Genomic DNA, 17840 nt, shown 5'->3' on the forward strand with positions numbered 1-17840 from the left:
GGCGCCGATCAGCCCGCCGGCCGCGGCCCGAACAGGATGATCGCCATGCCGAGCAAGGTGACGCCAGCGCCCACCGCGTCGGTGAGCGTCGGCCGGATGCCGTCGACCGACCAGAGCCAGACGATGGCCACCGCCACATAGACCCCGCCGTAGGCCGCGTACACCCGGCCCGCCGCCGCGGGGTGCAAGGTGAGCAACCACGCAAAGAGCGCGAGGCTGAGGCCCGCCGGCAACAACAGCCAGGCCGATCGGTCCTGTTTGAGCCAGAGGTACGGCAGGTAGCAGCCCACGATTTCGGCGAGCGCCGTGAGGATGAAGAGGGCCAGGGTCTTGAATACGTCCATGGGCGGATTGTGTTCGAGCGCAGTGCGCCCCATCATCCGTACCCGAAGGACCTCGCATGACCACCCTGTCGGAAGCTGCTTTCCGCCGCAAGCCCGTGCTCATCGCCGGCGCGGGACCCGTCGGCCTGACGCTCGCGATGGCGCTCGCGCGCCAGGGCGTTGCCGTGCGCATCGTCGAGAAGGCCGCGGAGCGCACCGACAAGTCGAAGGCACTGGTGCTGTGGCCGCGCACGCTCGAAATGCTCGATGTGCAGCGCTGCGTGCAACCCTTTCTCGATGCCGGTGTACCGGCCGTGGGCGCCCGCATCCTGGCCGATGGCAAGGTGCTGGTGCATGCCAGCCTCGCCACGGCGCGCACGCCCTATCGCTACGCGCTGATGATTCCGCAGAGCGACACCGAGCGCCTGCTCGAAGCGCAGCTCGCACGGCTCGGTGTGACGGTGGAGCGGCGAGTCGAGTTCGTGTCGTTCGTGGACGATGGCGAGGGCATTTCCGCGGTGCTGCGACACGACGACGGGCGCACCGACACGGCGGAGGCCGCCTGGCTGGCCGGCTGCGACGGCGCGCACAGCACCGTGCGGCACCAGCTCGGCGTGCCCTTTGCAGGCCACACGCTGCCGTCGGGCTGGCTGCTGGCCGACGTGCAGCTCGACGGCGACGTGCCGCGGGACGAGATCACGATCTGCTGGACGCCCGACGGCGTGCTCGCTGTTTTTCCGATCCGCGGCAACCGCTTTCGCGTGATCGGCGACATCGTGCTCGACACGGTCACGCTGCCCGACGTGCAGGCGCTGCTCGACAGCCGCGGCCCGCCGGGCCTGCGCGCGCACGTTGCGGTGTGGCTCGCGCACTTCACCATCAACGAGCGCAAGGTGAAGGACTACCGCCACGGCCACGTGTTCCTCGCCGGCGACGCGGCCCACATCCACAGCCCGGCGGGCGGCCAGGGCATGAACACCGGCATGCAGGACGCGATCAACCTCGCGTGGAAGCTGGCGATGGTGTGGCACGGCCGCATGGCGCCGACGCTGCTCGACAGCTATTCGGTGGAGCGCAGCGCGATCGGCGACCAGGTGCTGCGCAACGCCGGCAATATGACGGCCGTCGCCATGATTCGCAACCCGGTGCTCCAGGGCCTGCGCGATCTCGCGGCCGGCACGCTGGGCCAGGTGCCGGCGCTCAGGCAACGGCTGGTCGACCAGCTGACCGAGCTCGACCTGCACTACCCCGACAGCCCGCTGACCTCGGCGCCACGCGGTGCCTCGCGCCACCCGGCCGGCGGCGACCGCGCACCCGATGTCGCGCTCGCGTGCGATGCGCCCGGCGTGGCGCGCCTGCACGACATCCTCGCCACCGGCCGGTTCGCGCTGTTCTCCGTCGGGGCCGACGCGGTTGCAGTTCCGGAGGCGTTGAAGAACATCGCGCTCGCAGCGCATGCAAGCAGTGCAGACGGCTACGAGGCGGATCATGTCTATCTTGTGCGGCCCGACGGCTACGTGGCGATGAGCACGCGGCCCGAAGACGCGGGCAGCCTGGTGGAAGCGCTCGACCGCTGGGCGCGGGGAAATCGACGCTCCTGACGCATCGGCGATAGACACCAATGCCAGTACATGAGAGATTGGCATTGTTTTCATCTTCTGCATCGTCGCCGATTTTCGCGGGTACGCCTCTTGCGTAAATAAAGGCGTTGGCATCTTGTATGCCCTTTTTTGGAGCATTTATGAAATTGATTTCATTCGTTGCACGACGTGCACTCCTGGTGCTTGCCGCCGTGGCGGCATCGGCTGCTTCGGCCGCCGACCCGAACACGCTGGTCGTCGGCATGTACCGCCCGACCCTGTCGCTCAACCAGGCGCTGAACCCCGACTACACCAGCACGGTGACCGGCTCGCAGGTGTTCGCGAGCCTGCTGCGCTTCGACGCGCAGGGCAAGCCGCAGCCATACCTGGCGAAGTCATGGAGCTGGTCAGCCGACCAGCGCACCCTCACGCTGAAGCTGGTCGACAACGCGCTCTTTCACGACGGCAAGCCGCTGACGTCGAAAGACGTGAAGTTCTCGCTGATGACGGTCAAGGGCCTCTCGGGCAAGACCTCGAAGTTCAATTCGATCACCGAGGTGCGCACGCCCGACGCCTTCACCGTGGTGGTGCAGCTGGACCGCCCGGCGCCTTCCATCGTGCTGGCGATGTCGAGCCCGTTCCTGCCGATCCTGCCGGAGCACGTCTACGGGCAGGGCAACATCCGCATGAACCCCGCCAACACAACGGGCGCGGTGGGTTCGGGCCCGTATAAGCTGGCCGAATTCAAGGCCGGCCAATACGTCGCGCTGGAACGCTTCGACAAGTTCTTTCTGGGCCAGCCGAAGCTGCAGCGCATCGTCTTCAAGGCGGGCTCCGACCTGCAGACGCTGGTGCTCGGCCTCGAGCGTGGCGAGATCGACATGATCCCGTACATGTACGACTGGCGCCTCATCAAGCGGCTGTCGGCGGACAAGCGCTTCACGATGACGTCCGAAGGCTACGGCGGCATCGGCCCGCTGAACAACCTGATGTTCAACCTGCGCCACAAGCCGCTCGACGACGTGCGGGTGCGCAAGGCCATCGCCTATGCGATCGACCGGCCTTTCATCGCAAAGGCGCTGCTCGGCGGCGTGACCACCGTGGCCCTGAGCCCGCTGGCGCCGACCACGCCGTTCTACACAGACAAGGTCGAGAGCTACCCGACCGATCTGAAGAAAGCCGCCGCGCTGCTCGATGAAGCGGGCCTGAAGCCGGGCGCCGACGGCATGCGGCTCAAGCTGACGATGCACTACCCGCCGGGCAACGTCGACTATCACAAAAACGGTGCCGAATACATCCGCGCGCAGCTGCGCAAGGTCGGCATCGACGTCGATGTGCGCGCCACCGATTTCGTGAGCTGGCTGAAGGCCACCGGCAGCGGCGACTTCGACATGACGATGGTGTCGCTCTTTAACTTCGGCGACCCGGCCTTCGGCGTGGCGCCGCAGTACTCGTCCACCAACATCCAGCCGCTGCCCTACGCCAACAACGCTAACTACCGCAACCCGGTGGTGGACGACCTGCTCGATGCGGGCTCAGTGGAAATCGATCCGCTGAAGCGAGAACGCATCTATGCGCAGTTCCAGAAGATCGCGATGGACGAGCTGCCGATTCTGCCGTTGACGGTGCTCAAGTACCAGACCGTTATGCGGAAGGGTCTGGTCGACCTGCCCGCCGGGTTCTGGGGCACTGCAGCGCCGTTTAACGACGTGCGGTGGACGGCGAACGCCGCCAACTGATTGCCCACGGCATGAGCGCCATCTCCTTCATTGCCGGCCGGCTGGCAAACGCGCTGAGCTTGATCGTCGCAGTGCTGCTGTTCAGCTTCCTGCTGATGCATCTGGCGCCGGGCGATCCGGCGCTGGTCATCGCCGGCGAGTCGGCCGACGCGACGACGCTGCAGGAAGTGCGGCGCCTCTACGGCTTTGACCAGCCGTTGCTGCAACAGATGACGACTTACCTTTGGCGCGTTGCGCATGGCGACCTGGGTCAGTCGTACTTCTTCAATGCGCCGGTCGCGCAGCTGGTGATGGAGCGCGTGCCGGCCACGCTGCTGCTCGTCGGCTCGGCAATCACCATCGCGGTGTTGCTCGGCACCAGCCTCGGAGTGGCCGCCGCCTGCCGGCCGCGCGGGCTCACTAACGCGGGCATCACGGTGCTGTCGGTGGTGGGCTTCGCGGCGCCGGTGTTCTGGACCGGCATCGTGCTGGTGCAGATCTTCGCGTCGCACTGGCCGGTGTTCCCGGTGAATGGCATGCGCGACGTGACGCGCCCGCCGACCAGCGCACTGTCGGGCGCGCTCGACGTGCTGCACCACCTGGTGCTGCCCACGGTGTCGCTCGCCTTTTTCTACCTCGCGCAATACAGCCGGCTCTCGCGGGCGACCATGCTCGAGGTACTCAACGCCGATTACATCCGCACGGCCCGCTCCAAGGGCCTGCCGGAGCGGCTGGTGATTTTCCGTCACGGCTTGCGCAACGCCATCCTCCCTGTGCTGACGGTGCTCGGCCTGCAGGTCGGGCAGCTTTTCGCCGGCGCGGTGCTGGTGGAAGCCGTCTTCAACTGGCCCGGTCTCGGCACGCTGGCGTTCGACGCGATCCTCCAGCGCGACACGCCGGTGCTGCTCGGCATCCTGCTGTTCTCGGCCGTGATCGTGGTGCTGACGAACATGGTGATCGACGTGCTCTACCGGCTCATCGACCCGCGCATGGGCAGCGGCATGAAAGGAAAGACGTCGTGATCGCCGACTCCCTCGCGACCGTCGCGCCTTCCTTGACGTCATCTACGTCCACATCGCAGCCCGCTGCGCGGAGCCGGCGTGCACGCGAAGCCCTGCGCATTTTCTGCCGCAACATTCCCGCACTGGTCGGGCTCGTGCTGTGCGTGTTCATCGTGGGCGCCGCGGTCTTCGGCCCTTCGGTGTACCAAGTCGAACCCTTCGAAACCGTCGCAGCGCCGCTGCTCGCGCCTGGCGAAGAGGGCGCGCCGTTGCTCGGCACCGACTACCTCGGCCGCGACCTGCTCGCCGGGCTGATCCACGGTGCGCGCGCCACGCTGCTGGTCGGCGTGTTTGCGACGCTCATCGCCATGCTGCTCGGCGTGGTGGTTGGCGCGCTGGCGGGCTACTACGGCAACCGGGTCGACCGCATGCTGATGCGCCTCACTGAGTTCTTTCAGGTGATGCCGCCAGTGCTGCTGGCGATGGTGCTGATCGTGTTGCTGAAGCCGACCCTGCTGGTGCAGGCGGTGGCCATCGGCGCTGCGAGCTGGACCAGCGCGGCCCGCCTCACGCGCGGCGAGTTCATGCGCATTCGCCACCTCGACTACGTGGCCGCGGCCCGCACTATGGGCGCCAGCGACGGCTACCTGATCTGGCGCGTGATCCTGCCGGCCGCGCTGCCGCCGCTGGTGATCTCGGCCACGCTGACCATCGGTGCCGCGATCTTGTTCGAGAGCGGGCTGAGCTTTCTCGGCCTCTCCAACCAGAACGTGATGAGCTGGGGTTTGATGATCGGCGGCAATCGCCCCTACATGCTCGACGCCTGGTGGGCGACCACCCTGCCCGGCATGGCCATCTTCACCGCGGTGCTCGCCATCAGCCTCGTCGGCGACGGCCTGAACGAAGTGCTCAACCCCCGACTGCGCCAACGATGAACGCGAACGAACCCCTGTTGTCGGTGCAAGGCCTGAACCTGGTGCTCGACACGCCCGCCGGCGCCAAGCAGATCCTCTACGACATCAACCTCGAAGTGCGCGCCGGTGAAACGCTGTGCCTGGTCGGCGAGTCCGGTAGCGGCAAGAGCATGACGGGCCTTGCCCTGCTCGGCCTGGCGCCCGCGGGCGCCCGCATCACGGCGCGCAGCATCCGTTTTGCAGGCGAGGAGATCGCCGGGCTTGACGGCCAGCGCATGCGTTCGCTGCGCGGGCGTCGCATGGCGATGATTTTCCAGGAGCCGATGAGCGCGCTCAACCCGCTGCTCACGATCGGCCTGCAAATCACCGAATCGCTGCGGCAGCACAGCATCGTGACGCGCGCCGAGGAACGCGAGCGCGCCGAGGCGCTGCTGCATTCCGTCGGCATTGCCGACCCGGCGCGGCGCCTCGACGCCTATCCGCACCAGCTGTCGGGCGGCATGCGGCAACGCGCCATGATCGCGATCGCCCTGGCCGCGGAGCCGCAACTGCTGATTGCCGACGAGCCGACCACCGCACTCGACGTGACGGTGCAGGCCCAGGTGCTCGACCTGCTGAAAGACCTGCAGCAGCGCCTCGGCACCGCCATGATCCTGATCACGCACGACATGGGCGTGGTGGCCGACGTGGCCGATCGCGTCAACGTGATGTATGCCGGGCGCAAGGTCGAAGACGGTCCGTTGCGCGACGTGCTCTCGCCACGCGCGCATCCCTACACGCGGGCGCTGGTGTCGTGCATGCCGCGCCAGCACGCGGCACCGGCCGGTCGGCGGATTCCGCTGCCGGAGATTCCCGGCGTGGTGCCCTCCACCGCGGCGCTGCCGCCCGGCTGCGCGTTCGCGCCGCGCTGCCCGCAAGCCGAACCGGATTGCGCGCGCGGCGTGCCGCCGATGCACCGCCTGCAACCCGACCACACCACCGCCTGCTGGCGACAACACGAAGGAACGCTGTGACGACGACGGCCACTGACGACACGCTGCTCGAGGTCACCGACCTCGCGGTGCACTTCCCGCTGCCGCGTTCGCGCCCCTTCGGGCCGGTCGCCACGGTGCGCGCCGTCGACGGAGTGAGCTTCAAGGTGCGACGCGGCCGCACTTTCGGCATCGTCGGCGAAAGCGGCTCGGGCAAGACGACCACGGCCCAGGCCGTGATGGGCCTGGTCGGCAAGACGCGTGGCACGGTGCACTTCGAAGGCACCGCGCGCGACGGCCTGGCGCCGGCGGCGCAGCGGCTGCACCGGCGCGGCTACCAGATGATTTTCCAGGACCCGTTTTCGTCGCTGAACCCGCGTCTGCGCGTCGACCAACTGGTGCGCGAGCCGCTCGACCTGATGGACGTCGGCGCCGCGGGCGAGCGCAAGGAGCGCGTCGCCGCCATGCTCGACGCGGTCGGCCTGCGCGCCGACCAGCACGCGCTCTTCCCGCACCAGTTTTCCGGTGGCCAGCGCCAGCGCATCAGCATCGCGCGTGCGCTCGCATCGAACCCGAAACTGGTGGTGTGCGACGAGCCGGTGTCCGCACTCGATGTGGCGATCCAGGCGCAAATCCTCAACCTGCTCGCGCGCTTGGAGGACGAACTGGCGCTCACCTATCTTTTCATTTCGCACGACCTGCACGTGGTGCGTTACCTGTGCGACGACATCGCCGTCATGTACCTCGGGCGCATCGTCGAGCAGACGCGCGCCGACGCGATCTTCGAAGCGCCGCTGCACCCCTACACCTGGGCACTCGTCTCGGCGATTCCAGGCAACGCACAACAGGCCGGTGGCCGCGCACGCGTGACCTTGCGCGGCGATCCGCCGAGCCCGACCGAACTGCCCACAGGCTGTCGCTTCGCAGCGCGCTGCCAGTTTGCCGAGACGCAATGCCTCGCGTCCGAGCCGCAGCTGCGCAGCATGCCGGGCGATCGCCTGGTGGCATGCCATCGGGTCGACGCCGATGGCATCGGCCCGCAGCATCTCTTTTTTAACGCCCCGGAGCCTTTGCCTTGCCGACCGAAGAACTGATCCTGAACAAGCTGGAAGGCCTGGCCGATGCTTTCAACGGGCACGACGTCGACGCCGTGCTGACTTTCTTTGCGGACGATTGCGTCATGGAACTGCCGCAAGGGCCCGAGATCTGCGGAAGCCGTTTCGAAGGCAAGGCCGCCGTGCGCGCCGGCGTGGCGTCGCGCTTCGAGGGCTTGCCCGATGTGCGCTACGACGACGCCACGCATTGCGTGGTCGGCCAGCAAGGCATCTCGCGCTGGACCATCTCGGGCACCACGCCCGAGGGCGAACGCATCGCTGCCAACGGATGCGACTTCTACTTTTTCGATGCCGATGCACGGGTCGTCCGCAAGGACTCGTACTGGAAAATCGTCCGGAAACAACCTTAGGAAGCGAACACGGCATGAACAAGAAGACCCCCGCTCCAACAACGCGCAACGCCAGTCGCCGCCCCGCCGCAGTGGCCTCGGTGCAGGAAGTCGCGCGCCAGGCGGGGGTGTCGCCGGCGACGGTATCGCGCGCGTTCAATTCGCCGCACCAGCTGAACCAGGACACGCTCAAGCGCGTGACCGCCGCCGCGCAGGCGCTGCGCTACCAGCCGAACGGCGTGGCGCGCTCGTTGCGACGCAGCCGGAGCATGGCCATCGGCGCGGTCATCCCGTCGTTCCGGCACGGCTACTTCGGCAGCATGGTGGAAGGCTTGCAGGTGGGCTGCCGCAATGCCGGCTATTCGCTGCTGATCGCCACGTCGGACTACGACGAGAAGAAAGAGCTCGACGCGGTGCACGCCATGGTCCGGCAAGGCGTCGACGGGCTGGTGCTGGTCGGCGTGCAGCGCGACCCCGAGCTGGCGGTGTTGCTCGAACAGAGCGGCCTGCCCTGCATCGTGACCTGGTCGTACAGCCCCGACGTCGCCTGCATCGGCTTCGACCACCAGAAGGCGATGGACAACGCGACGCGGCATCTGCTGGACCTGCGGCACGAGCGCTTCGCGGTGATCATGGCCTTCTTGCGCGTCAGCGACCGCGAGCGCGACCGCCTCGCCGGCATCGAGGGCGCGCTCGCAGCACGAGGCCTGCCGCTGCCTGCCGATCGCATCGTGTTCGCGGGCGGCAGCGGCCTGCAGGATGGCCGCAATGCCATGCGTGCCGTGCTGCAGCAGCATCCCGACACGACCGCCGTGATCTGCGCCAACGACTTGCTTGCAGCCGGCGCACTCATGGAATGCCGCACGCAGGGCATCGCGGTGCCCGAGCGAATGTCCATCACCGGCTACAGCGACCTCGAAGTCGCGGCAGCGATGGACCCGGGCATCACCACGGTGAGCACGCCGTCCGAAAAGCTCGGCCTCCTGGCGGCCGAATGGCTGGCCCGCAAGCTCGCGGGCGAGACCGTGATGGAACGCTGCGAACTCGAGACCCAACTCATCATCCGCGGCAGCACCGGGCCCGCCGCATCAACTGCACGAACAGGCACACCATGAATTCAATCGACACCGAAGACTTCATCACCCCGCGTTACGACGTGGCAATCGAAAGCGACGTGCGCTACGGCGAAGCGGTCGTGGACTTTGGCACGACACCGCGCACGCGGCCACTGCTGCTCGACATCTACCGTCCCGTCGGTGCACCGGACGTGGCCAGGCCCGCGCTCGTGCTGGCGTTTGGCGGTGCGTTCCACCGCGGCTCGCGGCAGACCGACATCGTTCAGGAAGACGGTCACGAGAACACGCCGATCTCGGGTTACTGCCACGAGTTCGCGCGACGTGGCTATGTGTGCTTTTCCATCGACTACCGACTCACGCCTGAAGACCCGCAACCCGGCACCACGCCGCTCTTGCTGAACCCGATGGGCATCAGCCGCGACCGGATCGATTTCGTGCGCCGAATCATGGGCTTGCCGCCCTCGACGCCCGTGATGATCGCCAACGCGATCGAAGCGGCCATCGACGACATGGGGACGGCCATCGACTGGGTGCACGCCAACGCGCAGGCATTGGGCGTGGCGCCGGACCGCATCGCCGCGGGCGGCTTCTCGGCCGGCGCCATGATGGCGCTCGCAGCCGCCTACGGCCAGAAGAGCCCAGCGGCGGCCGTGGTCGCGCTGTCGGGTGCGATGGGCATCGCCGAGATGCACAAGTACATCGTCGCCGCGGACGCGCCGCCGGCCATCCTGTTCCGCGGCGCGAACGATTTGCCCGGCATGGGCCCGATCAACGACGCGCTGCATCTGCACATGCAGACCCTCGGCGTCGACCACGAGAGCTACATCGTCGACGACGGCTCTCACTTCTATCCGGCCTGCGCATCGATCACTCCCGTCGCAGGCACGCACCATGCGAGCGTCGAGGATGCGATCGCGCGCTTCCTCGCCACGCGCATGGTCGCGGCTCCAGGAATCGCTGCGTGACGACGAGGGCGACGCAGCAAGTGCCGACCGCAGGCGCGGGCCCGCTCGCTTTCGGCAGCCGCGACCTCGTCGCTGCGCTGGGCGTGGTCGTCATCTGGGGCCTCAACTTCGTGGCAATGAAGTTCTCGCTGCGCGACTTCACGCCGTTCCAGCTGGGCGCCGCGCGCTACGTCTTCGCGGCGTTGCCGCTGGTGCTGCTGGTCAAGCGCCCCCAGTTGCCGATGCGCTGGCTCGTCTACTACGGGTTGGCGCAAGGCGTGGGTCAGTTCGGCCTGCTGTTCGTGGCGCTGCAGGCCGGCATGACGGCCGCGCTGGCGTCGGTCGTGATGCAGACGCAGCTGTTCTTCACCACGCTGCTCGGCGTGGTGCTGCTGCACGAGCGCATCGGCGGGCCGCTGCGCATCGGACTGGCGCTGGCCGCCATCGGATTGGGCTGCTTCGCGCTCAACTTCGTCGGTGGTGGCGCGGCCGGTGGCACCACCCTGCTCGGCCTGCTGCTGAATCTGTGCGCTGCCGCGATGTGGGGTGTCTCGAACATCATCACGCGCAAGGCGCAACAGTCGCACCCGCACTACGACGCGCTCGGCTTCGTGGTGTGGAGCAGCCTGGTGCCCATCCTGCCCTTCGTGGCGATGAGCCTGCTGTTCGATCCGGTCGCGGTGCGCTGGCAGTGGCTGCACGCGAGCGTCGGCGCGTGGCTGGGCGCGGCGTATCTGGGCTGGGTCGCCACGATCCTCGCCTACGCGATGTGGACCGGACTTTTCAAGCGCCACCCGGCAAATCGCGTCGCGCCCTTCAGCCTGGGCGTGCCGGTGGTCGGCCTCGCGGCCGGCATGGGCCTGCTGGGCGAAACCATCACCGCGTGGCAGTGGGCCGGCATCGCCTTCGTGGTCGCCGCGCTGGCCGCGGTGATGTTCGGCGGCCGCCTTTCCAACACGAATTTCTTTATCCGGAGATCGATGTGAACGTTGCAAGAAGTCTTTGTATGGCCCTTGGGCTGGTGCTGTCGGCAGGCGCGGTCCAGGCGCAGGCGTTTCCCGACAAGCCGATCAAGCTGGTGGTGCCGTTCCCGGCGGGCGGCGGCACCGACATCGTCGCGCGCAAGCTCGGCGAGCATCTTCGGCAAGACCTCGGCCAGCCGATCGTCGTCGACAACAAGCCCGGTGCCAGCGGCAACATTGGCGCCGACAGCGTTGCCCGGTCGTCGCCAGACGGCTACACGCTGATGCTGACTGCAGCACCCTTTGCCATCGCGCCGGCGGTGTTCAAGGGCCTGTCGTTCGACCCGGTGAAAGACTTCGAGCCGGTGGCGCAGATCGCGATCGTTCCCCTGCTGCTGGTGACGCGGGCCGACTCGCCCATTCGTTCGGTGGCCGACCTGATCGCGACTGCGAAGAAGTCGTCGGCGCCGCTCAGCTACGCGACCTTCGGCAACGGCGCGCCGCCGCACCTCGTCGGCGAACGCATCCAGGCCCTCGGCGGCTTCAAGCTCACCCACGTTCCGTACAAGGGCGGCCAAGCCGCGCTTCCGGACATTCTTTCGGGGCTGGTCGACGTGGCGATCATGGATGTCGTCTCGATGACGCCGCTCATCAAGGCCGGTCGCCTGCGTGCGCTGGCCATCACCGGATCGAGCCGCTCGCCGGCGCTGCCCGACGTGCCGACGCTGACGCAAGCCGGCATCCCGTTCGACACGGTCGGCTGGTACGCGGTCTTCGCGCCGGCCAGGCTGAGCCCCGCCACGGCGGCGCGGCTCAACGCGTCGATCAACAAGGCGATGGCGCAGCCGGACATGCAGCGTCTGCTGATCGATGGCGGCGCCATCCCCGTCGCGCCGGCACCCTCGGCCGCCGAGTGGCGCGCCGCCTTCGCCGACAACGTGAAGGTGTGGGGCGAAGTCGCCCGCACCAGCAACATCACGATGGACTGACGGGCACCCGATGACCGAATCGATGAACCCCCTGGAGGCCCGACTCGTGGCCGGTGGCGGCACGGTGCAGCGCGACATCGTCTATGGCGATGGCCAGGTCGGCTGGAGCGCGACAGGCGGCCCGACCACGCGCCCGCTCGCGATGGACGTCTACCTGCCCGCAAGGCATGACGACGTCGCACGACCTGCGCTCGTGATGGCGTTCGGCGGCGCCTTCCACCGCGGCTCGAAGGAAAACGACAGCTTCGGCGCGGAAGCCGGCAACACCTCGGTGGCGGAGTACTGCCTGCGGTTCGCGCTGCAGGGCTACGTCGCTTTCTCGATCGACTACCGCCTCGTCCCCGAAGACCCGGCACCCGGGGCGACACCGGTCATCGGCTCGCCCGACCAGATCCCCACCTCGCGCATCGACGTGGTGCGCCGGTTGATGGCGCTCGACCCTGCCACGCCCGACATGCTCTGGCGCGGCATCGAAGCGGCGAGCGACGACATGGCGAGCGCGGTGCAGTTCGTGCACGACAACGCAACGTCATGGAACGTCGATCCGGCGCGGATCGCGATCGGGGGTTTCTCGGCGGGCGCGCGCACCGCGCTCAACGCGGCCCTCGGCGAAAACGCACGCGTCGCCGCGGTCGTGTCGCTGTCGGGTTACGTCAGCCCCGACGACATGGCGCGGCATCTGCAGACGGCGCCCAACGGCCCGGCCGTGTTGCTGGTGTACGGCGACGAAGACCTCGAATACGTGCGCAAGGGCACGCCGCAGATGGCCCGGGCGATGTGCGACGCAGGCCGGTTGTGCGAGGTCGCGTGCGTCGGCGGATCGGGGCATTTCTATCGGGCCGAGGCGGCAGTGCGCGCGGTTGGCGACGCGGGTCCGGCAAGCCGTCGAACGGTGCAGCAGACCTTCGAGGATTTCCTCGCACGGCACATCGGCCCCGGCGCACCGCAAGCCGCTCAGAGCGGCAGCACGTCGCCGATGTCGTCGCCCTGAAGGCGCTCCGCCAGTTCGTCCGCCAGCCGCTCCGCCTCGCGCGCCGCGCGGTCCCACGCGGTGATGCGCGCCTCGGGATCGTTCGCGTAGTGGATGAAGTCCTTGCGGTCGGGCAGCTTGGCATGGGGCAGCGTGCGGATCCATTCCGGGTCGGGCGCCAGCACCACCATGCGATCGAGAAAGCCGGTGGCGCGATGCCGCCACTTCAATCCCTTGTCGAGCCAGCCCGGCACCACCGCCTGCTGGAAATGCGGATACAGCACCAGGCCCGCGTCGCGCGGCGTGTAGTCCAGGTGCAGGTGGTAGTCGGTGATGCCGCCGTCCCAGTAAGCGCCGCGCGGGCCGCCGGGAATGTCGTGAACCGCTTCGAGCAAGAAAGGGATCGCGCATGAGGCCTGCAGCGCGAGGTTGAAGTTCGCGTCACTCAGGTCGAACTGGCGCGTGCGGAAATCGCGCGTGTCGAACGGCAGCGCAGCGCCGGGCGTGGAAAATACGCAGCGTTCCAGCCATGCGCCGAGGCTCTTGCGGTGCACGCTGTTGGTCGCGAAAGCGCCGAGGTAGCCGACCGGCGTGCGCGCCCTGCCCTCGCGCCCCAGGATGTGCCGGCCACGCGAGGTGACCACGTGCAGCCGGTAACGCGGATGGTTGAGCACTTCGCCGACGCGCCCGCGGTAGAACGACGCCAGGTTGGCCGCGAAGCTCTGGCTGACTTGCCGCGCGGTGAGCCGCTTTTGCCCCGCCGGCAGGTCGTAGCGCTGCCGGACGTAGTCGTGTTCGAGGCGCTGGAACGCCGCCACCGGGTCGTCGAGGCAGGCCGTGGCGAGCCGCCAGGCGCCGATGGAGGCGCCCACCAGATCGACCGGCTGGCTCGAGCGCGGCAGCCAGTCGCCGAACAGGAAGCGATCGATGGGACCGAGGATGAGGCCCTTCGGCCCGCCCGCCGCGCCGGGGATGGTGCGCACGTCCTTGGGCTGCAGGCCGTGCGCGGCAATGTGTTTGCGTGCCGCGGGGCCGGCGTAGATGCGGAGCGCTTTCATGCCTTGTCTCGAAGCCGTCCCAGCGCGATGGCGTTGGCCGCGGCGGTTGCCCGGAAGCCGTCGCCGATGCGGCGGTCCCCGCCCACCGCGAGCCAGAAAGCGGATGCTGCATCGCATGCCTCGTGCCAAACGGCGCGTTGAGACGGCAAGGGCAGCGTGGGCTCGAAGCTGTGCCGCGGCACTTCGCCGCCACCCAACGGCGCGTACCGCATGGGGAGCATGTCGTACATCGGCGCGAGCGCCAGCCGCCCCGCTTCCGGGCGAAAACTCAGATTGCCGGCATGCATGTCGGTGTTGGCGATGAGTCTGCCGAACCACCAGAGGCGCTGCACGCGCAGCAGATCGTCGTCGTTCACGAGCTTGAGCGCAGCCAGTCGGCTGGCGAGGTGCGGCCAGTCCATCGGACTGTCGCCAAGAAAAGTGGCGTTGAGGATGTCGAGCGCGCACAAGGGGCTGCGGCCGGCATCGCCGTGGCGGTCGAAGCGCTCGACCTCGAGAAAGGTGCGCCCGCCATGCATCACGATGCGGGTGCGCGCGCTGACGATGCCGGGCATCGCTTCGGCATGCGCGGCGGCGAGGTGCTCGCACACGAGCAGATCGGACCAGCGACGCACGGCTGCCGAATCGTCGGCGCCCGAGAACTTGACCAGCACGTGCGGCGTGGCGCTGTCGGCCAATGCACGCTGCGCGGTGAACTTGGGGAACTCCCCGCCGGCGCTGGACCCGACCACGCCCGCCGCCACGGCCTGCTCGGCGAGTTGGAGGTAGCGCGCGCCCAGCCCACGCGGCGCCAGCGGCGCCAGAGGATTCGCTCGCGTCGCCAGCCATTGCTCACAGGCGACGTCTCCGAGGATGAGATTGCCGCTGAGGTCGGTGCCGCGCTGGCTCAGCGCCACCAACACATCTTCGTCGCTCCACGCCAGCGGGTTGGCGGGCACACCGAGCGTCTGCGCCTGGACCTGCGCGAATTGACGGCCCATGTAGCCCTGCGGCCGCATCTGGTGCAGCGGGTACGGCAGGCCGTCCCACCAACCGTCTCGTGCCTCCTCCGGCACCGGCCAGGCGCTGTCGGTCAGCGCCATCCAGCTTCCTTCCGGGCGCACGGGCGACAGCTGCGAGAGTGTGCTCACCTGCCCGCTCGCGTCGACGGCGTAGAGCGGCCATGACATGGCGGCACCGCGCACCGCACGCGGCAGCGCATAGCGCGTGCGTCGCGCAGCGCCGGCGCGCACCACAGGAGAAGGAAGCCGCTGCAGCAAGCGATGCAGTGTCGGCACGCTGACCTGGAGCACCGCCGCCAGTTCACCCGCGCTGGCCGGGCCGCGCGCCAACGCCGCCTGGAGCTGATCGGGATTGGCGGCGGCAACAGCTGGCATCTGAAGTGAGAAGATTCTTGAAAAGATTAATTTTACTTAATCTCTTTCAAATCAACAACTTCTATACGTCTTGGACCACCAAGAGAGAAGATTCTCGATTACTTTTTCAGACTCTGCAGCTTCGCGAACGCACTCGCCATCTGCCCCGCAGGCTGCGGCGAGTTGTCGCGCCGCGCACCCTGTTGCTGGCCGCGGCCGGCGCCTTCGAAGCGGTTGTCGCGCGGGCCGTCGCGGCGGGCCGGCGCAGCGTCGAGCTTCATCGACAGGCCGATGCGCTTGCGCGCCACGTCGACTTCCATCACCTTGACGCGGACGATGTCGCCGGTCTTGACGATCTCGCGCGCGTCTTCCACGAACTTGTTGGCGAGCTGGCTCACGTGCACCAGGCCGTCCTGGTGCACGCCCAGGTCGATGAACGCGCCGAACTGCGCGACGTTGCTCACCGTGCCTTCGAGGATCATTCCCTCGACCAAATCCTTGATGTCTTCCACGCCGTCGTTGAAGCGCGCCACCTTGAAGTCGGGGCGCGGATCGCGGCCGGGCTTTTCGAGTTCGCCGAGGATGTCTTTCACCGTGATGACGCCGAACTTCTCGTTGGCAAACAGCTCGGGCTTGAGCGTCTTGAGCATGTCGGCGCGGCCCATGAGCTCGGCGATGGGCTTCCCGGTCTTGACGATGATCTGCTCGATCAGCGGATAGGTTTCGGGGTGCACGCCGGTCACGTCGAGCGGATCGGTGCCGCCGCGAATGCGCAGGAAACCCGCGCTCTGCTCGAAGGCCTTGGGGCCGAAACCGGTCACGCCGAGCAATTGCTTCCTCGTCGCGAACGCGCCGTTGGCTTCGCGCCAGCGCACCACCGCCTTGGCGACGCTGCCCGACAGGCCCGACACGCGGCTCAGCAGCGGCACGCTGGCCGTGTTGAGGTCGACGCCGACCGAGTTCACGCAATCTTCGACCACCGCGTGCAGGGTGCGCGCGAGCTCGCTCTGGTTCACGTCGTGCTGGTACTGGCCGACACCGATCGCCTTGGGATCGATCTTCACGAGTTCGGCCAACGGGTCTTGGAGGCGGCGCGCGATGCTCGCGGCACCGCGAAGGCTCACGTCGACATCGGGCATTTCCTGCGAGGCGAGTTCGCTGGCCGAATAGACCGAGGCACCGGCTTCGCTCACCACCACCTTGTCGATGGCCATCGGCGGCGCACCGGCCTGCTCGGCCATCTTGCCGAGCAGCTTGATGAGGTCGGCCGCCAGCTTGTCGGTCTCGCGGCTGGCCGTGCCGTTGCCGATGGCGATGAGGTTCACGCCGTGCTTGGCGCACAGCTTGCCGAGCGTGTGCAGCGAGCCTTCCCAGTCCTTGCGCGGTTCATGCGGGAACACGGTGGCGGTCTCGACCAGCTTGCCGGTCGCATCCACCACGGCCACCTTCACGCCGGTGCGGATGCCGGGGTCCAGCCCGAGCACCACGCGCGGGCCGGCCGGTGCGGCCAAGAGCAAATCGCGCAGGTTGTCGGCGAAGACCTTGATGGCGACCTTTTCGGCGTCTTCGCGCAGCCGCGTGAAGAGATCGCGCTCGGTCGAGAGACTCAGCTTCACGCGCCAGGTCCAGGCCACGCATTTGCGGATCAGGTCGTCGGCCTTGCGGCCCGAATGGCTCCAGCCGAGGTGCAGCGCAATGCGCCCTTCGGCCACCGACGGCTTGCCGGGCTCGGGTTCGACCGGCAGCACCAGCTTGGCATCGAGCATGTCCAGCGTGCGACCGCGGAACACGGCCAGCGCACGGTGCGACGGCACGCGGCCGATCGGCTCGTCGTAGTCGAAGTAGTCGCGAAACTTGGAAACGTCGACGTTGTTCTCATCCTTGCCGGCCATCAGCGTCGACTTGAAGAGCCCTTCGGCCCAGAGCCACTGGCGCATCGACTGCACCAGCGCAGCGTCTTCGGCCCAGCGCTCCGAGAGGATGTCGCGCACGCCGTCCAGCACTGCCGGCACCGTCGAGAAGTCGGGGCCCGGCTTGCCGTCGTCGAGCGTCGTGGCGGGCTTCAAGAACGCCTGCGCTTCGATGGCGGGATCGAGCGTCGGGTCGGCCAGCAACTTGTCGGCGAGCGGCTCGATGCCGAACTCGCGTGCGATCTGGCCCTTGGTGCGGCGCTTCTGCTTGAACGGCAGGTAGAGGTCTTCCAGCTCCTGCTTGGTCGGCGCGAATTCGATGGCGGCGCGCAGCTCCGGCGTGAGCTTGCCCTGCTCGTCGATGGCTTTGAGCACCGCGGCGCGGCGGTCTTCGAGCTCACGCAGATACGAAAGGCGCGCTTCGAGTTCGCGCAGCTGGATGTCGTCGAGGCCGTCGGTGGCCTCCTTGCGGTAGCGGGCGATGAAGGGCACCGTGGCGCCCCCGTCGAGCAGCTCGATGGCCGCCTTCACCTGGTGCTCGCCGACCTTGATCTCGGCCGCGAGCTGGCGAATGATTTTCTGCATGTCTGGAGCGCGTCCCTGTGTCGAAGCGCGGGAGTTTGCC

Annotated in this window: 16 protein-coding genes; 12 read left to right on the forward strand and 4 right to left on the reverse strand. The window is 67.9% G+C overall.

All coding sequences use genetic code 11. The features are described 5' to 3' along the window. Positions 1 to 8: 8 nt before the first annotated feature. Entirely contained in the window at positions 9 to 344 is a 336-nt protein-coding gene (locus tag AX767_RS19880; RefSeq protein ID WP_068633938.1) for a YnfA family protein, read from the reverse strand. Positions 345 to 400: 56 nt separating this feature from the next. Between AX767_RS19880 and AX767_RS19885 the strand changes: the two genes are divergently transcribed. The 12 genes from AX767_RS19885 to AX767_RS19940 all read left to right on the forward strand — a co-directional run bounded on the left by AX767_RS19885 (position 401) and on the right by AX767_RS19940 (position 12913). Next, positions 401 to 1924, forward strand: a complete 1524-nt coding sequence (locus AX767_RS19885) for an FAD-dependent monooxygenase (RefSeq protein ID WP_068632897.1) — start codon at positions 401 to 403, stop codon at positions 1922 to 1924. Positions 1925 to 2064: 140 nt separating this feature from the next. After that, positions 2065 to 3642: an ABC transporter substrate-binding protein gene (locus AX767_RS19890; protein ID WP_068632898.1), complete on the forward strand. Its 1578-nt coding sequence runs from the start codon at positions 2065 to 2067 to the stop codon at positions 3640 to 3642. A gap of 11 nt (positions 3643 to 3653) precedes the next feature. After that, a complete protein-coding gene (locus AX767_RS19895; protein ID WP_068633940.1) occupies positions 3654 to 4643 on the forward strand; it encodes an ABC transporter permease in 990 nt (329 codons plus the stop codon). After that, positions 4640 to 5557, forward strand: coding sequence for an ABC transporter permease (locus AX767_RS19900; protein WP_237288503.1), 918 nt, complete (start codon positions 4640 to 4642; stop codon positions 5555 to 5557). The genes AX767_RS19895 and AX767_RS19900 overlap by 4 nt, the downstream gene beginning before the upstream one ends. Next, complete coding sequence (locus AX767_RS19905) at positions 5554 to 6549, forward strand: ABC transporter ATP-binding protein (protein ID WP_068632899.1); 996 nt, start codon at positions 5554 to 5556, stop codon at positions 6547 to 6549. Before AX767_RS19900 ends, AX767_RS19905 begins: the two co-directional genes overlap by 4 nt. Then, positions 6546 to 7601 (forward strand): ABC transporter ATP-binding protein, encoded by a 1056-nt coding sequence (locus AX767_RS19910; protein ID WP_068632900.1) that lies wholly within the window; start codon positions 6546 to 6548, stop codon positions 7599 to 7601. Before AX767_RS19905 ends, AX767_RS19910 begins: the two co-directional genes overlap by 4 nt. Continuing rightward, positions 7583 to 7972 carry a nuclear transport factor 2 family protein gene (locus AX767_RS19915; protein ID WP_082755094.1) on the forward strand — a complete coding sequence of 130 codons (390 nt, stop codon included), beginning with the start codon at positions 7583 to 7585 and terminating at the stop codon, positions 7970 to 7972. The genes AX767_RS19910 and AX767_RS19915 overlap by 19 nt, the downstream gene beginning before the upstream one ends. Before the next feature lie 14 nt (positions 7973 to 7986). Further along, positions 7987 to 9066, forward strand: a complete 1080-nt coding sequence (locus tag AX767_RS19920; protein ID WP_068632901.1) for a LacI family DNA-binding transcriptional regulator — start codon at positions 7987 to 7989, stop codon at positions 9064 to 9066. Further along, the gene (locus AX767_RS19925; RefSeq protein WP_068632902.1) at positions 9063 to 9992 is read left to right on the forward strand and encodes an alpha/beta hydrolase; all 930 of its coding nucleotides are present in this window, start codon (positions 9063 to 9065) and stop codon (positions 9990 to 9992) included. Before AX767_RS19920 ends, AX767_RS19925 begins: the two co-directional genes overlap by 4 nt. Before the next feature lie 20 nt (positions 9993 to 10012). After that, a complete protein-coding gene (locus tag AX767_RS19930; protein ID WP_068633945.1) occupies positions 10013 to 10957 on the forward strand; it encodes an EamA family transporter in 945 nt (314 codons plus the stop codon). 20 nt (positions 10958 to 10977) lie between these two features. After that, the gene (locus tag AX767_RS19935) at positions 10978 to 11922 is read left to right on the forward strand and encodes a Bug family tripartite tricarboxylate transporter substrate binding protein (protein ID WP_237288504.1); all 945 of its coding nucleotides are present in this window, start codon (positions 10978 to 10980) and stop codon (positions 11920 to 11922) included. A gap of 22 nt (positions 11923 to 11944) precedes the next feature. Further along, on the forward strand, positions 11945 to 12913 hold the full coding sequence (locus AX767_RS19940) for an alpha/beta hydrolase (protein WP_168164844.1): 969 nt from the start codon (positions 11945 to 11947) through the stop codon (positions 12911 to 12913). Here the strand turns inward: AX767_RS19940 and AX767_RS19945 are convergent. The 3 genes from AX767_RS19945 to AX767_RS19955 all read right to left on the reverse strand — a co-directional run bounded on the left by AX767_RS19945 (position 12877) and on the right by AX767_RS19955 (position 17800). Further along, positions 12877 to 13950, reverse strand: coding sequence for a patatin-like phospholipase family protein (locus AX767_RS19945; protein WP_068632905.1), 1074 nt, complete (start codon positions 13948 to 13950; stop codon positions 12877 to 12879). The two genes, AX767_RS19940 and AX767_RS19945, sit on opposite strands and share 37 nt — an antisense overlap. Beyond that, on the reverse strand, positions 13947 to 15326 hold the full coding sequence (gene yjjJ / locus AX767_RS19950; RefSeq protein ID WP_068632906.1) for a type II toxin-antitoxin system HipA family toxin YjjJ: 1380 nt from the start codon (positions 15324 to 15326) through the stop codon (positions 13947 to 13949). The genes AX767_RS19945 and yjjJ overlap by 4 nt, the downstream gene beginning before the upstream one ends. Before the next feature lie 98 nt (positions 15327 to 15424). Then, on the reverse strand, positions 15425 to 17800 hold the full coding sequence (locus AX767_RS19955; protein WP_068632907.1) for a Tex family protein: 2376 nt from the start codon (positions 17798 to 17800) through the stop codon (positions 15425 to 15427). Positions 17801 to 17840: the final 40 nt, after the last annotated feature.

Source organism: Variovorax sp. PAMC 28711 (assembly GCF_001577265.1).
Classification (GTDB): Bacteria; Pseudomonadota; Gammaproteobacteria; order Burkholderiales; family Burkholderiaceae_C; genus Variovorax.

Bases quoted from the DNA above. Each gene is read 5' to 3' on its own strand.
- AX767_RS19920 (WP_068632901.1), top strand. From the start codon at position 7,987: ATGAACAAGAAGACCCCCGCTCCAACAACGCGCAACGCCAGTCGCCGC.
- AX767_RS19905 (WP_068632899.1), top strand. From the start codon at position 5,554: ATGAACGCGAACGAACCCCTGTTGTCGGTGCAAGGCCTGAACCTGGTG.
- AX767_RS19890 (WP_068632898.1), top strand. From the start codon at position 2,065: ATGAAATTGATTTCATTCGTTGCACGACGTGCACTCCTGGTGCTTGCC.
- yjjJ (WP_068632906.1), bottom strand. From the start codon at position 15,326: ATGCCAGCTGTTGCCGCCGCCAATCCCGATCAGCTCCAGGCGGCGTTG.
- AX767_RS19940 (WP_168164844.1), top strand. From the start codon at position 11,945: ATGAACCCCCTGGAGGCCCGACTCGTGGCCGGTGGCGGCACGGTGCAG.
- AX767_RS19945 (WP_068632905.1), bottom strand. From the start codon at position 13,950: ATGAAAGCGCTCCGCATCTACGCCGGCCCCGCGGCACGCAAACACATT.
- AX767_RS19925 (WP_068632902.1), top strand. From the start codon at position 9,063: ATGAATTCAATCGACACCGAAGACTTCATCACCCCGCGTTACGACGTG.
- AX767_RS19895 (WP_068633940.1), top strand. From the start codon at position 3,654: ATGAGCGCCATCTCCTTCATTGCCGGCCGGCTGGCAAACGCGCTGAGC.
- AX767_RS19880 (WP_068633938.1), bottom strand. From the start codon at position 344: ATGGACGTATTCAAGACCCTGGCCCTCTTCATCCTCACGGCGCTCGCC.
- AX767_RS19955 (WP_068632907.1), bottom strand. From the start codon at position 17,800: ATGCAGAAAATCATTCGCCAGCTCGCGGCCGAGATCAAGGTCGGCGAG.
- AX767_RS19885 (WP_068632897.1), top strand. From the start codon at position 401: ATGACCACCCTGTCGGAAGCTGCTTTCCGCCGCAAGCCCGTGCTCATC.
- AX767_RS19935 (WP_237288504.1), top strand. From the start codon at position 10,978: ATGGCCCTTGGGCTGGTGCTGTCGGCAGGCGCGGTCCAGGCGCAGGCG.